16 protein-coding genes are annotated in these 16,196 nt (G+C 35.7%); 7 read left to right on the top strand and 9 right to left on the bottom strand.

Annotation, left to right across the window (positions count from 1 at the left end; genetic code table 11):
- Positions 1 to 12: 12 nt before the first annotated feature.
- A complete protein-coding gene (locus tag ODE14_RS04785) occupies positions 13 to 813 on the bottom strand; it encodes an HAD family hydrolase (protein ID WP_248393306.1) in 801 nt (266 codons plus the stop codon).
- A 203-nt stretch (positions 814 to 1,016) separates the two neighbouring features.
- Between ODE14_RS04785 and ODE14_RS04790 the strand changes: the two genes are divergently transcribed.
- Together ODE14_RS04790 and ODE14_RS04795 are read left to right on the top strand one after the other, a co-directional pair.
- Entirely contained in the window at positions 1,017 to 2,420 is a 1,404-nt protein-coding gene (locus ODE14_RS04790; RefSeq protein WP_263603163.1) for a helix-turn-helix transcriptional regulator, read from the top strand.
- A gap of 291 nt (positions 2,421 to 2,711) precedes the next feature.
- On the top strand, positions 2,712 to 4,082 hold the full coding sequence (locus tag ODE14_RS04795; protein WP_263603164.1) for a T9SS type A sorting domain-containing protein: 1,371 nt from the start codon (positions 2,712 to 2,714) through the stop codon (positions 4,080 to 4,082).
- A 72-nt stretch (positions 4,083 to 4,154) separates the two neighbouring features.
- Here the strand turns inward: ODE14_RS04795 and amyA are convergent, their stop codons facing one another.
- Positions 4,155 to 5,630: an alpha-amylase gene (gene amyA / locus ODE14_RS04800; RefSeq protein WP_263603165.1), complete on the bottom strand. Its 1,476-nt coding sequence runs from the start codon at positions 5,628 to 5,630 to the stop codon at positions 4,155 to 4,157.
- Positions 5,631 to 5,795: 165 nt separating this feature from the next.
- On the opposite strand from amyA, the gene ODE14_RS04805 reads away from it, so the two are divergent.
- Complete coding sequence (locus ODE14_RS04805) at positions 5,796 to 6,398, top strand: hypothetical protein (protein WP_263603166.1); 603 nt, start codon at positions 5,796 to 5,798, stop codon at positions 6,396 to 6,398.
- Between the two features lie 154 nt (positions 6,399 to 6,552).
- On the opposite strand, the gene ODE14_RS04810 is transcribed toward ODE14_RS04805, so the two are convergent.
- Complete coding sequence (locus ODE14_RS04810) at positions 6,553 to 7,320, bottom strand: succinate dehydrogenase/fumarate reductase iron-sulfur subunit (RefSeq protein WP_263603167.1); 768 nt, start codon at positions 7,318 to 7,320, stop codon at positions 6,553 to 6,555.
- A 175-nt stretch (positions 7,321 to 7,495) separates the two neighbouring features.
- Between ODE14_RS04810 and ODE14_RS04815 the strand changes: the two genes are divergently transcribed.
- Both ODE14_RS04815 and ODE14_RS04820 read left to right on the top strand, forming a co-directional pair.
- Positions 7,496 to 8,092 (top strand): ferritin-like domain-containing protein, encoded by a 597-nt coding sequence (locus ODE14_RS04815; RefSeq protein ID WP_263603168.1) that lies wholly within the window; start codon positions 7,496 to 7,498, stop codon positions 8,090 to 8,092.
- Between the two features lie 194 nt (positions 8,093 to 8,286).
- A complete protein-coding gene (locus ODE14_RS04820) occupies positions 8,287 to 8,880 on the top strand; it encodes a Crp/Fnr family transcriptional regulator (RefSeq protein ID WP_263603169.1) in 594 nt (197 codons plus the stop codon).
- Positions 8,881 to 8,983: 103 nt separating this feature from the next.
- Here the strand turns inward: ODE14_RS04820 and ODE14_RS04825 are convergent, their stop codons facing one another.
- Together ODE14_RS04825 and ODE14_RS04830 are read right to left on the bottom strand one after the other, a co-directional pair.
- Positions 8,984 to 9,445 carry an Lrp/AsnC family transcriptional regulator gene (locus tag ODE14_RS04825; protein ID WP_248393285.1) on the bottom strand — a complete coding sequence of 154 codons (462 nt, stop codon included), beginning with the start codon at positions 9,443 to 9,445 and terminating at the stop codon, positions 8,984 to 8,986.
- A gap of 327 nt (positions 9,446 to 9,772) precedes the next feature.
- Positions 9,773 to 10,939 (bottom strand): cytochrome-c peroxidase, encoded by a 1,167-nt coding sequence (locus ODE14_RS04830; protein WP_263603170.1) that lies wholly within the window; start codon positions 10,937 to 10,939, stop codon positions 9,773 to 9,775.
- A 372-nt stretch (positions 10,940 to 11,311) separates the two neighbouring features.
- On the opposite strand from ODE14_RS04830, the gene ODE14_RS04835 reads away from it, so the two are divergent.
- Together ODE14_RS04835 and ODE14_RS04840 are read left to right on the top strand one after the other, a co-directional pair.
- Positions 11,312 to 13,489 (top strand): outer membrane beta-barrel protein, encoded by a 2,178-nt coding sequence (locus ODE14_RS04835; RefSeq protein WP_263603171.1) that lies wholly within the window; start codon positions 11,312 to 11,314, stop codon positions 13,487 to 13,489.
- A 154-nt stretch (positions 13,490 to 13,643) separates the two neighbouring features.
- A complete protein-coding gene (locus tag ODE14_RS04840; RefSeq protein WP_263603172.1) occupies positions 13,644 to 13,943 on the top strand; it encodes a hypothetical protein in 300 nt (99 codons plus the stop codon).
- Between the two features lie 68 nt (positions 13,944 to 14,011).
- On the opposite strand, the gene ODE14_RS04845 is transcribed toward ODE14_RS04840, so the two are convergent.
- Genes ODE14_RS04845 through ODE14_RS04860 form a run of 4 tightly spaced genes read right to left on the bottom strand, consistent with a single transcriptional unit; the run spans position 14,012 to position 16,186 of the window.
- Positions 14,012 to 14,374 (bottom strand): response regulator, encoded by a 363-nt coding sequence (locus ODE14_RS04845; protein ID WP_072882970.1) that lies wholly within the window; start codon positions 14,372 to 14,374, stop codon positions 14,012 to 14,014.
- Between the two features lie 38 nt (positions 14,375 to 14,412).
- Positions 14,413 to 14,991: a chemotaxis protein CheB gene (locus tag ODE14_RS04850; protein WP_248393278.1), complete on the bottom strand. Its 579-nt coding sequence runs from the start codon at positions 14,989 to 14,991 to the stop codon at positions 14,413 to 14,415.
- Complete coding sequence (locus ODE14_RS04855) at positions 14,991 to 15,821, bottom strand: CheR family methyltransferase (RefSeq protein WP_263603173.1); 831 nt, start codon at positions 15,819 to 15,821, stop codon at positions 14,991 to 14,993. Before ODE14_RS04855 ends, ODE14_RS04850 begins: the two co-directional genes overlap by 1 nt.
- The gene (locus ODE14_RS04860; protein WP_263603174.1) at positions 15,821 to 16,186 is read right to left on the bottom strand and encodes a response regulator; all 366 of its coding nucleotides are present in this window, start codon (positions 16,184 to 16,186) and stop codon (positions 15,821 to 15,823) included. The genes ODE14_RS04855 and ODE14_RS04860 overlap by 1 nt, the downstream gene beginning before the upstream one ends.
- Positions 16,187 to 16,196 lie beyond the last annotated feature (10 nt).

Below are 16,196 nucleotides of genomic sequence, written 5' to 3' on the forward strand. Positions count from 1 at the left end.
CAGCTTCTTTTTTTAGTTCTTATCCAGATAATTCTTTATGATCTTTAAAACTCCGAAATTATCATTGGAGCATGCTTCAAAACTTGCAGCTTCCTTTACGGAAGGATGTGCATTTTTCATCGCATAAGAATATTTGGAATTCTTCAGCATTTCAATATCATTCATATAATCTCCGAAAGCCATCGTCTGCTGTGGAGAAATATCCAGGGCATTCTGGAGTTTTTCCAAAGCATTTCCTTTATTGATGTTCTTATTCATGATATCAAGCCAGTATTTCCCGGAAACCACAACTTCCAGATTATATTTTTCAAAATCTTTTACAAAAGGATAAACGTTTAATTCAGATCCTTCAGGATGATATACTGCAATTTTAAATACACTATCGTCTTTTTTTGAAGTTAAATCATCTACAATTTCATTATCAGTATAAAATTGGGAAATATATTTGATAAAAGCAGCTTCATCGGTTTCAACATACGCTTTTTTCTTACCCGACAGAACCGCCATTGCACCAGGAATTTTTCTGATAGATTTTATGATTTCAACGATGTGCTCCTGTTCCATTTTATCGGCAAACAGTTCCTGATTTCTGTAGATTACATAACCTCCGTTTTCTGCAATAAATGCCATTTCGTTTTCCAGATCCCCAAAATATTTGGTAATGCCGAGCATCTGTCTTCCACTGGCCGGAACAAATAAGATATTTCTTTTTTTAAGCTCTTCATATACTTCCGGAAATTCGGGGCTTACCTCATGCTCAGAATTGAGAAAAGTACCATCCATATCCGTTACAATCATCCTGATATCATCCATAAAAATATTTTTCAGTGTCAAAATTTAAACAAATATATTATTTAAAATTTTAATAGAATTTTACTATTCACGTTGCTATATTAATTAACAATACAACAAATACTTTCCAATTATATTTATATTATCTTAAAATATGAATTAAATATTAATTTTATTCTTAAATTTACCCAAAATTCATAATCTAAAGTTTTTATTTCTCAGTAATGAAAAACGTCCGGCTGACATTATTATTATTTTTATGTGTCTGTATTACAGCATACTCACAATCAAGAACAAGCCGCGAAGAATTTAAACTTAAAGTAAAAGCAAATTCCAAACTTTTCACATCGGATATCAATAAGGCTTATCCTGAAATCAACGGTCTCATTAAAACTTCCAGAATATTAAAAGATTCTATATCCGAAATGCAGCTTCTGGAGAAAAAGTGCAGATATTTTTACAATAAAAACCTTGTAGACAGCCTTATTCTTTCTTCATATCAGCTTCAGAATGCTTCAGAACGATATGAAGATGTATATTATCAGGCCATGGCCAATGTTTATATGGCTGAAAGCTTTTCCATTAATAAGTTTTATGACAAGGCCATTGTTCATCTGAATAAAGCCTATTCCTTTCTTCAAAAGGACCAATCGAACAGTAAGAAAGTATTTTATGCAAAAGCCAATCTTCTCAGCAGTTTTGCCAATCTTTATTTAGACAAAGGCGAACCGAGAAAGGCCGCTCAAAAGATAATGGAAGAAATAAAAAGCGGTAAAGAAATTCATGACAAGAATGAATATGCCGATTTTCAATATCTTAATTACTCTAATCTCGCAAGCATTTATGCTGAATATGATATTGATTCCGCATTTTTCTTTGCTCAAAAATCGATCAGCATAAAACCCATGGTCACGGCAGAAGAGAAATCCATGGCCAGTAACTTTATGGTACTCGGAAAGTATTATAAAAAGAAAAAAGAGTATGAAAAATCTGTGGAAAATTTTCATAAAGCGCTCAAAATAATCCACAGAACCGGTGTTGAACTTAATCTCAACGATTCATACCTTGCACTTCAGGAAATTTATACGGAAACCGGTAAAAAAGACAGTGCCGCTTATTATGAGAATAAGATCAAGCAAAAAGATCTGCAGATCCTTCAGAGTAAATACAATTCGCTGCAGGAAGTTATCCATAAAGATGAAGAAGAACAAAATAAAAACAGGCTCAGAAGTTTTTTAATCTGGATTTTTTCAGTTATTGCTGTTTTGGCTGCATCTGTATTTTTTTATATGAGACTTAAAAAGAAAAAGACTATTGAAAACAATCACAACCTTCATGAACTTTATAATCATCTCATCACACTGATCCAAAATAATGATCCCGGTTTTATGTTTGCTTTTGAAAATGCATTCCCGGAATTTTCCGACAAATTGTTAAAGATCAACCCGGAACTCCAGCAGTCGGAAATAGAATTTTGTGCACTTTTAAAATTAAAGCTTACCACGAAAGAAATCGCCAGATATACTTTTATTGAAACACGGACGGTTCAAAACAAAAAATACAGATTACGGAAAAAACTAGAAATTCCTCAATCGGTAGATATCTATAACTGGATTGATACTATTTAAATTGCCATTGTCGAAAATCATAAGAATCAGGCTTTGAAATTTATTTCAAAGCCTGATTCTTTATCTTGTACATCGATCTAAAAAAAATAATAATATTATTAAAAGTTTAAAAATAAACACTAAACACCCTTAAAAGTATCAAATGAGTATCTGTATACTTATTAATTCATTAAAAAAATACATGAATAATTAAATCCAATATATAAATTTGTCCGACTGAATCACACCATATATCATCAAATATTCCCTTTCCGTAATTTAATTTTTTAACATTTATTCAAATACATTATTATGGTAAAAAACGCTTCTTTTAGTTTAAGAAAGGCTGTCATTCTTTTTGGATTGGGACTTACTGGTTTTGTACACAGCCAGTCATGGGAAAATGTGGGCTCATCCTCAGTTATTTCAGCAGGGAATTCGAGTTATAACAATCTGGCAGTTGATGCCTTGGGTAATTATTATGTTTCTTATTATGATGTATCTGTTGCCCAGGGATCTGTACAAAAATTCGACGGAACCTCTATGTCTTATCTTGGCGGATCTCCCGGTATTACTCAGGGAACAGCCACTTATAACGCTTTGGTTGCAGATAATCAGGGAAATATTTATTACAGTAATCAGTCATTTTCCCCGACTACCGGAATGGCGGTAAGAAAATTCAGTGCAGGATCATGGAGTGTGCTTACGCAAGCTACCAATTCTATCGTAAACTATCAGGCGCTTGCGGTATCATCTAACAACACGCTTTTTGCTTATGGATCAGACGGATCCGGAACCGTAAGGAGATATAACAGCAACGGAAGCTGGGAACAACTTGGAAATGCAGGCTTTGCGGGAGGTGCCACTTTTGCTGAAATGGCAGTGGGTTCTGATAATAATGTTTATGCGTGTCAGGTGACAGGTGGTACTGTAAATGTTTACAGAATCAGCGCCAATGCTTCATCATCAGATTCCTGGACACTGGTTGGCGGTACTCCGGCAGGAAACGCTTACAGCTCGGATAATTCTTATTCCGATATTGCGATGTATAATGATACTCCTTTTGTAGTATATGTTTCCAGTACTGCAGAAGGAAGAAAACTCAATGTAAAAAAATTCAACGGTACATCCTGGGTACAGGTAGGTAATGCCAACTTTTCCGATACTGTTGTAAACAACACGGCCATTGCTGTATCCCCAAACGGAACGCCATATGTTATTGCTGCCGTCTGGGACAGTTCCAGCTCCGATAACGGAAGAAATTTTGTATATCGCTTTGATGCTTCTACCGGAAGCTGGATAAAAGTGGGAGGAAATTTTATTTCATCCGGAGTTTCTACTTTTAATGATATTGCCGTAGATCCTGTGAATAATTACCTGGTTGTAGCGTATTCAGAGAACGGAACAAATTTAAAAAGAATTTCATTAAATGCGCTGTCCGTAAATGATGTTAAAAATAACGACTCATTTTCAGTATATCCAAATCCTACCCACGGAACGGTTACAATTAAAAGCGGGTCTAAAATAAGATCCGCGGAAATAATAAGCGCCTCCGGGCAGATTGTTAATGCAAAGATTACAGATAATCAGGTTGATTTTTCCAGTACTGCTAAAGGATTTTATCTCCTGAAAGTAACATTGGAAAATGGTGCCACATCCGTGAAAAAGATCATTAAAGAATAATAAAAAGTAAAGATTCGGTAAATTAGGATGGCCTGGGGATTTCATATTGAAGTTCTCAGGTTTTTTATAAAATTATGGCTGCAGTTTTATCCAGACGCTTACTGAACAGCCATTCACTGAAAATACTGCTTTACCGGCTTCATCTGTTGTTATTACCTCTGTTCTGTGACCAAGAAAATCTTTAAATTTTGAATTCGCATTTTCCTGTCCAAGATCTATTTCCTTGAAACCTTCATCACCGTTGGAGATAATCGTTACACAGCCGAATTTTTCATCGGTACCTTTTCTTACCCAGGCAATACAATCAGGATGATCAAAATATCTGATCTGTTCCCCTATTGCAAACATTTGCCTGGCGATCAGCAGTTTTGGCAACGCTTCAATTTTAGGCATGGTAACACTTACCTCTTTTCCGTCTACAAGATCGGTATATTCCGCTCCGAAAAGATCCGGATAAAATATACAGGGATAAGCATCTTCGGAAAGCAAAATAATGGCATAGGCAATAGGTTTAAACCAGTCACGCACTGTAGATTCCAAAGCCTGAAGCTTCTGTGTATCGTGATTTTCAACAAATGAAACCGAAAAAACAGGTTTTTCTTCCAGCAAGCTTCCTTCCAAAATACGGCTAAGATCGTACGCTTTTCCTTCTTCCGATGCTTTAAAAAAATTATAATGCAAAGGAGCATCAAAACAGGAAATCAGATCATTCATTTTATCGGAAAAAGCCGTTATTTTTTTAACATCATCTTTCCAGAACTCCCCTAAAATATAGCAATCAGGATTCAGCTCTGTTTTTATGTAAGTAATCCATTCCTTCAGAAAATCGGAAGATAGATGTTTCAGCGCATCCAATCGCAATCCGTCTGCCTTGGTGGTTTCGAGATACCATTTGATCCAGTTTTTCATTTCCTGAACAACATGAGGATTCCGGTATTCTACATCAGCTCCCATCAGGTAATCGTAATTTCCTAATTGATGACTTACGTCGTCAGTCCATTCTGTACCGTATTCATTATGAATTTTAAAAATTCCGGTCTGTTCTCCGCCATCTTTATAAACAATGTCAATCCCGCTAAAACATTGGTAATCCCATATAAAATCCGAATATTTTCCTTGTCTTCCGGGAAAAGTAAATTTGGTCTGTGCAGTTACTTCAAATGGTTCTGAAATAATCTTGTTACGGTCTTCCTCGTCCACTTGGTGAACTTTTATTTTTTCAGCTTCATCGGCACCCATTCTGTGGTTAAGCACGATATCGGCATATACTGCAATTCCGTGGTGATGCGCTTTTTCAATGGCATTTACATATTCTTCTTTTGTTCCGTAACGGGTAGCAATTCCTCCTTTCTGATCAAACTCTCCCAGATCATAAAGATCATAAATATCGTATCCCCTTCCTTCGAGACCCAGATTGCATTTTGTAGCCGGCGGAAGCCATGCAGCGCTTATTCCAAGGCTTTTTAAATATTCTGCATTTTCTGCAAATTCATTCCAAAGCTTACCTTTGTAATACCAATGGAAATATTGTATAATTACTCCGTTCATAATCTATACTACTCTACGCTTATTCATTTGATTTAAACGAATATCTTAAATAAATTTATTAAAAATTATGATTGCACTCAATTCGAAATAGATGATTGTGACTTTGCTCATAATTAGTTCATAATATTGATACTATCTTTGTTAAACACCTATAAACATAATTGTATGAAAGCAAAACACATTCCCGGAGTCCCCAAGCAGAAAAGCGGAGGATTTCATGATACCGAAAGTACAAAGCCATATAAAGATATTGAAATAGATGCCCAATTTGAAATCCTTAAAAAACGTTTTTTTTCCATTAATGAATGGAAAAAGTATTGCGGAAAGGCATCTTCAGAATTTAAACATTTTAGTGAATCCGGGCAGCCGGTTACGAGAATTCCTCAAAGAGGAGATTTCATAAGAATCGGCATTCCTGGCCCGGGTACGGAAGAAGCCGGAGGATATGACTGGGTAGAAATTGTAAATATTGCCCACCGGGAAACAGATCATTGCGAATCTTTTCTTATTTCGTGCAGACCGTCAAGGGATCCTCATCAGCCAAAAGGACGTATTGCTCATTTCTACAATCGTTCGGCAACATCAAATATTATGATTGCTAAAGAAGGCAATATCCTGAAAGTCGGTGTTTACGGCAGGAATGAGAAACCTAATTTTAATGCCGTATTTATGGATAAAGTCAGGAATTTCATGATTGCAGCCGGAGGAATGATCGGTATCGCCAAGATACAGTGGAAACTTCTTACCCAAGGTCTTCTTGATTTTTAAAAATTAAATTTATATCATTCCCGCAGTGTGGCCGCTTCTGCATATGCCCAGTTTTGTATGTCTTGAGTAAATAATTGCAGAAGATATATTATTATTTCAGAGGCATTATAAATAGGTTTATCTTACAAATTTTTAGTCCAGCTTGCTTTCTTGATCATTTCGTTGTGATCCATGCATTAATATATTCTCTGTTCATCCTTGCGATATTGTCCAGCGAAATATTTTTCGGACATTCCACTTCGCATGCTCCTATCACAGAACAGTTTCCGAAACCTTCTTCATCCATTGCTTTTACCATATTCAGAACTCTTCTTCTGGCTTCTACCCTTCCCTGCGGAAGCAGTGCAAAATGAGAAACTTTAGCTCCCACAAACAGCATCGCGGCACCGTTTGGACAACAGGCAACACAGGCACCACAACTGATACAGGCTGCAGCATCCATCGCTTTATCGGCATTTTCTTTCGGAACAGCAATCGCATTGGCATCGAGTGTATTCCCTGAAGTGTTGACGGAAATAAACCCTCCCGCTGCCATAATCCTGTCAAAAGCACTGCGGTCTGTAATAAGATCTTTAATTACAGGAAAGGCAACACTTCTCCAGGGTTCAATAACAATTGTTTCACCATCCGTAAACATTCTCATATGAAGCTGATAGGTAGTAATTCCGGTATCCGGACCATGTGCCCTTCCGTTGATATATAAAGAACATGTACCGCAGATTCCTTCACGACAGTCGTGGTCAAAAGCGATTGGCTCTTTATCTTCACGAATCAGTTGTTCGTTCAGAATATCAAGCATTTCCAGAAAAGATGAATTAACAGAAACTTCAGAAACTTTATATATTTCAAATTGTCCTTTTGTTTTGCTGTTTTTTTGTCTCCAGATCTTCAAGGTAAGATTCAGTGTTTTTTTAGCAGTCATATAATTATTTTTTTGATTGGGTAATTTTTAAATATACACTTAAAATCATTGCTGCTTTTATGAGCATCCTCATATTCAGCTAAATATTTAGATACCACATATACGAATTTTGTGCAAAGATGGTCTTATAGTTGCAGATTCATCACCAATCAATAATCACTAAATATAATTTATTATGGAAACTAAAACACCAGCTAAAAAAACGGCTGCAAAAACAACAACAACTTCTAAATCTTCTTCTAAAACATCATCTAAATCAACAGCAAAAACTCCTGCTAAAAAAAGCGCAGCGAAAGAGCTGAAAGATCTTTTTGAAGATTCATTAAAAGATATCTATTGGGCAGAAAAAGCACTGGTAAAAGCATTGCCTACAATGATGAAAAATGCTACGGATGAAAAGCTGAAAACCTCTATTGAAAACCACCTTGCCGAAACAGAAAATCAGGTAGTACGACTTGAAGAATGTTTTAAAGCTTTGGGTAAAAAGGCACAGGCAAAAAAATGTGATGCCATGCAGGGACTTCTTGATGAGGCAAAAAGCATTATTGAAGAAACCGAGCCGGGAACTGTAAGAGATGCCGGAATTATTGCAGCAGCCCAGAAAGTTGAACATTACGAAATTGCAACCTACGGAACACTTGCCGCATTTGCAAAAGTCTTAAAAGAAGAAGACTGCCTAAAATATCTTCTTGAAACACTAAATGAAGAAAAAAAATGTGATGAACTGTTGACTAAGGTAGCCGATACCAATCTTAACAGTAAAGCTATGTAAACGCAAATTTTAGCATATTAATAAGAGATCTTTTTCAAAAGGTCTCTTTTTTTTGGTTAAATATTTAAAATATTATAGAAATCGTATAAATGTGGTATTTTTTTTTAATAATATCCCTACCACATGGTTTATTATTTGATTTTATTTAAAAGTAATTCAACTAAAATTCATTGTTGGACGATAAAATTTAATATATGATAATTAGTGAAGATTTATTACTAAAATATGGGGCATTTTATGAAAATTATGAACCCGGTGAAACGATCTTTTATGAAGGAAATATGCCTAAATTTTATTTTCAGATTTCCAGCGGTATTGTAGAGCTTAATAACTATCATGAGGACGGCAAGGAATTTACTCAGAATATTTTAAGACAGGGCCAGAGTTTAGGAGAATCTTTTTTGTTTGACGACAAATTGTATCCTACCAACGCAACGGCTAAAACCGAATGCAAGATTCTTAAACTTCCTAAAAATGATTTTATCAATCTTCTGAAGAATAATCCTGAAGTTTCTTCAAAAATGTTCCGGTGTCTTGCAGATATTTTATACAATAAATATATTATGCTTTTTAATATTTCTTCTTCGGATCCAATATCGAAAATAAAAACAGTAATGGATTGTCTTAAGGGGAACAACAATAAAAACCAGTACTCATACGAAGTTCCGCTTACGAGACAGCAGCTTGCAAATCTTACAGGTCTCCGTGTGGAAACAGTAATAAGAACCATCAAGAAAATGCACAACAGCAACCTCGTGAAAATAGAAAACAGAAAAATTTATTATTAGAGATAGAATTACTTTTTATATGATTTGATTAAGAGATTTCAGGTTCCTGGAATCTCTTATGTTGTATATCTGATTTTTAAATGACGAATGTTATTATAACTGTTTAAATTGTCAGTCCATGGGTGTTCTTTACCTGGGCCATGACAAAAGTACTGTGTGTACTTCCGATGGAAGGAACTGCTCCCAATATATTGAAAACAAAGTTTTGATACTGCTTCATATCCCGTACATACACTTTCAGAAGAAAATCAAAATCACCGGAAATACTGTAACATTCTGCTACCTCTTCAATTTCAAGGATTTCCCGTTCAAATTCCACGGCGAGATAGCTGTCGTTGCTCTTTAGCTTTAGCTGACAGTATACCGTGAAACCAAGATTCAATTTTTCGGCATCCAGAATAGCGGCATATTTTTTAATATATCCTTCCTGCTCCAATCTTTTAACCCGCTCGAAGACAGGTGATGGTGAGAGGTTTACTTCTTTTGCAAGTTCTTTCACCGTCAGTTTTGAATCGTTTTGCAGTAATCTTAGCAGCTGTAAATCTTTGTCGTCCAGATTGTCCATAGAATAATATTCTTTAAATATTGATACAGGACCAAATATAAAGAATTTTATTCTTTAATATTCATTAAAAAAAGTATTTTTTGCTTAATAAATTCCAATTGTATAATATATTATTCTTTATCCCTATTTTTACTAAAGACAATAACTCATTAAGCGTACTCCGCTGAATGGTTTCAATAAAAAGTAAAGGGAATATTTTATGTGAGAGACGCTCCTTTTCTGGAGTGCTCTCTTTTTTAGAAAGAACAAATATAATATAGTTAAAAATTACAATTAGTAAATTAATCTTAGGGGAGGCAGTTTTACATTTTTTGTATAACTGCTTTTTTATTTTGGTAATTCAGGGATTGTAATTCTTTCTGCTTTAGAAGACAAGGTTTTCAGAAAAGCTTCAAGCTGGGCAATTTCTCTATCAGACAGTTCAAGCATTCGTACCATTCCGGATTTTTCCGATTTTAAAGTAATGCCTTCATGAATGGTAGTCCGTTTTTGGGAATACTCGGGATTTCCTCTGCTATAAAACGCTATTACTTCCTGTAAAGTAGCCATAGATCCGTTGTGAAAATAAGGTCCCGTACGGGAAACTTCTCTTAATCCGGGAACCCTGAACCTTCCGGCATCATCTACATTTTTTGTTACAAGATATCTTCCCAGATCCTCTCCCTGCTCCCCTAGTAACGATGTCCCGATATTTTCAAATGTATTGTTGGAAAAATATCCTGAATTATGGCAATTGATACACTGAGCTTTTGTTCTGAAAAGATGAAGTCCCATTAATTCGTCATCGGTATACACATCAGCTTTGCCGTCAATAAAATAATCAAATTTACTGGCGGAACTTCTAACCGTTCTCTCAAAGGTTGCAATCGCTTTTGAAATACGTTCTTTAGTAACGGATTTATCGCCAAATGCTTTTTCGAATAAAACCTGATAACCTTTTATAGCAGCAATCTTACCGGCTGCCATATCCATATGCCCGCTCATTTCCCGTTGGTCTTCAATGGGTTTTTGTGACTGTTCTTCCAGGGAATTGACACGGCCGTCCCAGAAAGGATTTTTAGCATATGCTGTATTGATGATACTCATGGCATTTCGCACTCCAAGCTGGCGGTCGTGGCCAAAAGAAAAAGTTCTGTTGTTGCACCATCCCAACTCAGGATCATGACACGATGCACAGGCTATCTGTTCCGATTTTGAAAGACGCGGATCAAAGAAAAGTGTTTTTCCCAACAATTCTTTTTCGGAAGAATATTGATTATCAGACGGAAAAGAATTTTCCGGTAAATGTCCTATTTCAGAGAAGGTTGAGATAGATTCGGGATCAAGAACAGGTTTAGGCCATTTGGAAGGATCACCGGAAGAATACAAATTTCTCAGTTTATCCATAAAAGCAGCCTTTTCCCTGATTTCCTTTTTTACGGAAGTATTCAGGCAATTGTTTAAGACTGATACAAGAATAAATAAAACGAGAATCCAGCTGATCGCATTCTTCATGGCATTCAATTTCAGCAAAAATAGATATTTTTAAGGATAATTTATATTTAGCAAAAACTGAAAAATTCACTTTCAAAAAAAACATTGCCGGTAATTCGCGGCTGTTTCATTTTATTTCAGCATTATTAAGAAAATTTAATTTATAATTTTTTTATTTATAATTGCCTGATATTTTTTTCTGCCCCTCTTATTTATTTTCCATAACAGCACTATAATGAACTGCTTATAAAAAACACACGGATATTTGCTGAGAAATAATCAATAAAAATAATTTAAAAAAAATAAAATAAATGAAAAATATGTGGTAGAATTAATTCTAGCGATGTAACAATAACCCACACAAAGGTGTCTTATATCTAAAACTTAGTTTTAATGAAAACCATTTTAATACCTATCGCCCTATTGGCCGGCATACTTACCTTTGCACAAACAGAAAAGGACACGATAAAAACGCAGGAGAAAGAGATTGAAGCTGTAACGGTAACCGCAAGAAAGCCGACTGTAGAGTCTAAAGTAGACCGCACTGTTTTCAATGTTGCCAACAGCTCAATCCTTGCAGGAAATACAACATGGGATGTTCTGAGAATGACACCGCTGGTAAGTATTGATAATAATGATGCGATAAAGGCGGAGGGAGAATCTGTAACGGTTTATATCAATGACAGGAAATCCGTATTTACAGGAAAAGAGCTTAAGGAATATTTAAAAACCATTCCGGCGGACAATCTTATGAAAATAGAAGTGATTACAAGCCCTTCTTCCCGTTATGAAGCTACAGGAACCGTTATCAATATTGTTCTTAAAAAACGGGATGATGAAGGACTAAAAGGCAGTGTTACGCTTAACAACAGACAGAATACAAAAAATTCCCAGTATACCAACTTTAACCTGAATTATCACAGGAAAAATTTTACACAAACACTTATCGGAAGCTATAGTGACAATACTTATGTTCAGAGAAATTCGAGCTTTTATACATGGTATCAGGATAATTCTACCAACCAGATCGACAGCTATATTATTGGAAGAAGCAAAAGTCCGTCGGTTTCATCAACATCGGAATTTGAAATTAACAATAAAAATACGGTAGGTATCATTCTGGAATACTACCAAAGCAATTCTAACTCCAATTCTGAAGCCAACAGAAAAGATTTCATTAATAACGATTTCACAAGTTCTTACGAGCAAAACCAGAATTCAAAAGGGCTTAACCGTAATTTGGGAACCAATATCTTCTACAAATGGTATGATAAAGAAAAAAATAAAATTCTGGATGTAAATCTGGGAACCAATTATTATGGGCAATCCGATGACAGCTATTTTATCAATAATATCTTCTCAGTAGCAGACGGATCATCCACAAGAGACCTGGGCGTAATCACAGATACGGAAAACAGAAATTATTATGCTAAGATTGATTATACACAACCAATCGGAAAAGAGGGTGCGAATTTTGAAGTAGGCGGTAAAATAAACTTCAACAACAACATGATCCCCAATAATTTATACGGAAATATGCTGAGCGGACTAAGTGCAAATGACGTTTTTCATTATGAAGATCAGATTACATCGTTATATGCCAACTACAGCAGAACATTCTTCAAAAAGCTGGAAACAAGAATCGGGCTTCGTTATGAATATATTGATTACAGGATCCGTCAGGATGTAGGAAGTGCTTACCGAAAAGACGGCTACGGCAGTTTTCTTCCTAATATTTTGCTGAAATATACATTTTCCGATAAATATGAGCTGAGTTTAACTTACAACAGAAATATCTGGAGACCCTGGTACGCAGAATTTAATCCGTTTATGACCCCGAATACCGACGGAATTTACAGCCGCGGGAATATAGAACTCAATCCCAATCCAAGTGACAGGCTGTATATGAAGCTTGGAATCCTGAAAAAATATTTTATCTCTGCAAGGTATATGTTTACCGATCAGGATTACTGGACGGATTATGTTAAAGAAGAAATTGATGTGAATGGTAAAAAAGAAACTATTAATATTACTCAGCCTTCTAACTTCACCGGGAAAGTTCACAAATATTATCTTTATGCAAACACCAACCAGACTTTCTTTAAGAATAAATTTACCGTGAATCTCGGGCTTGGATGGTATTACATCGACAATAGTGATTTTAATGCGAAAAATGGTATTAAAAGCAATGCCTACATCAGTTACCTGAGTGCTTCCACCAATTTGTCTTACACCAACCTTTTTAATAAAAATATTAACCTGAGTGCCTGGGTAGAAGTTTCTAATCAGAATAATGGAAATTCCACCACCAACAGAGCCAATGTATTCCATAATATTTCTGCAACCAAAATATTCCCTAAAACACAGATGGAAGTCAGCCTTCAGCTGATGAATATTTTCCAGAGACCGAATTATGACGCCACAACGTACAACCAGCAGGGATTTGTAAGGAGTTCTTCAAAATGGGACTGGTACGGTGCTTCCATTTCATTTGTAAAACGTTTCGGAAACCAGAAAGTGAAAGAAAACACCAAGACCGATGTTGAGAAAAACGGCGGTGGAGGTAAGTAAATTATTCATCCTTATTTTAGAGCACGGATGTTGAAGCTTTATTGCTCATCATCCGTCTTTTAAGCTTTCATTAAACAATCATAAAAAATTGCCAAATGTCTTATTTTTATGGATTATGGCACGGATATTTTATAGATATTAAAAAATACTTAAGATGACACCAAGCTCTGAAATAAGAAGGATGATTAAAAAATATTTAACGATATCTGTTAAATCACAATTTGATCTTGACATAAATCTTGAAAAAGAATATGCTCTAACGGAAAATTTAGTTTCTAAAAAAACAATTGTTGCTCCTACTTTCACGAAAAATATATTATCGAGACCGGGACTGAAATTGTTTTTGACATCACTGATTATCGAAATTAATAATGAAAAATGCAGTATGGAATTTATTATGGAAAAGATTAAATCTTTGCGCGGAAATGATTCTCAGCATATGCAGATGATATAAAAAGAATATCCCGGTACGAATACCGGGATTATTTATGTGTAAATAGCTTGTAAATTTCTTGTCATTTTTTACTGTAAAAAATTGGCGACCTTTTCTTCGAGATCTTCAAGATTGAATGGCTTTGCAACATAATCGTCTGCCTGAGCCTGTTTGGCGAGAGCCACGATGTCGTTATTGGCCGTTACATAAATGACCGGAATGTGTTTAAATTCCTCATGATTTTTCAGAAGTCTTGTAGCTTCCACCCCGCCGATTTTCGGAATCCAGTTATCCATAAGAATAACGTCCGGCTTATATTGCGCCACTCTTTCCAGAATATCGTGCGAAGTTTCGGAAATTTCCACCTGATAACCATTTTCTTCAAAAATGATGCTGATCACCTCAAGAATCGTAGTGTCATCATCAAAAATCAGGATTTTCTTTTTGTTCATATTCTTACTTAGTTGTTAGGGATTACTTTTTATATTTATTATAACTGATTGATATATTCGGATAGATTTTCGGGTTTTATAATTTTGTCATACGGTACTGCTTCTATGGCATGCCTGGGCATATAATCAACCTCTGCTGTTTCCGGATCCTGAATCCATACTTTCCCCCTGTTTTTTTTGATATAAGATAAACCTTCCACACCATCGGCATTGGCGCCCGACAAAAGTACACCGATTAGATGCTCACCATAAATTTCAGCAGCAGATTTAAAGGTTACATCAATAGACGGACGGGAATAGTTCATTTTTTCCGAGCTGTCCAGCGACATCACTTTTTTATCCTCAAAAAGGACATGATAATCTGCGGGGGTAATATATATTTTATTGTTTTCAATCTCTGTTTTATCATCTATCTCTACAACATCCAGCGGCGATAACTGCTGCAGTAATGCCTGAAGAATATTGGTAGAATGTGCTTTCCGGTGAAGCACCAGCAAAACAGGAACAGATATTACATCATTTAGTTTTTTAATCATATCAAGAATAACCTTGAGGCTTCCTGCGGAACCTCCTATAATTACTAATTCTGTTTTTATATTTTCGTTATTCAATATCATTAATTATGATCTAATTTTTTCCAGATTCTCTGATCGTCAACCTGATGATAATTTTCATCTAATTTAGAAAATCTTAGGGTTTCTTTCGCACCTAATGCTAAAAAACCTAAATTTTCCAGACTATTATCAAATAAACGGAAAACTCTTTCCTGCAAACCCCGGTCAAAATAAATCAGCACATTTCTGCATATAATCAGCTGAAAACTGTTAAAAGAGCTGTCTGAAACCAGGTTATGAGTTGAAAGAATTAATTTTTCCTGTAAACTTTTATCAAATTTTACACTGTCGTAATTCGCTGTATAATAATCCGAAAAATCCTTTTTTCCTCCTGATAATATGTAATTTTCAGAATATAATTTCATCTGCTGCAGCGGGAAAACTCCCGATCTTGCCTTTTCCAATACTGAGGGATTCAGATCTGTTCCGTAAATAAGGGATTTGTGGTAAAGATTGGCTTCTTTCAGAAGAATCGCGATTGAATAGGCTTCCTCTCCCGTAGAGCATCCTGCCACCCAGATTCTTATCAGCGGATATGTTCCCAGCTGGGGCAATATTTTTTCCCTTAATGCTTTAAAAAATAACGGATCCCGAAACATTTCCGTAACGTTTACGGTAATTTCTTCAATGAAGCGCTTCAGATATTCCGGATCATTCAGAATGGTATAGCGCAGTTCGGCAAAACTGGTAAAACGGTCTATTAAACAGATACGGTTTACCCTGCGTTTAAAAGACGCCCTGCTATACTCTGAAAAGTCGTAGCCATACATATCATAAACATCTTTAATCAAGTATTCTACCTCTTCATCTTTTATGATACTAGGTTCCAGCATTATGGTAATTTTTCAATGGCATTTATTAACTGATCCACATCAATCGGTTTTGATATGTAATGATTGGCTCCTGCATCAATACATTTCTGACGGTCTTCCGGCATAGCCTGAGCCGTAACGGCAATCACCGGCACTTCACTGATTGCAGGCGTGCTTCTGATGATCCTGGTGGCTTCATAACCGTCCATCTCCGGCATCATCATATCCATAAGAACAGCAGAAAACTGATTGTCTTTTTTAAGAATATTAATAGCTTCCTGAGCCATGGTACAGCTTTCTATCTGATATCCCCTGGATTTCAGGGTCAGTTTCAGGGCAAATATGTTTCGCGGATCATCGTCCACAATCAAAATTTTTTTATTCATCAGAATTTTA

This window comes from Chryseobacterium sp. PET-29, assembly GCF_025736815.1.
GTDB classification, from domain to species: Bacteria; Bacteroidota; Bacteroidia; order Flavobacteriales; family Weeksellaceae; genus Chryseobacterium; species Chryseobacterium nepalense.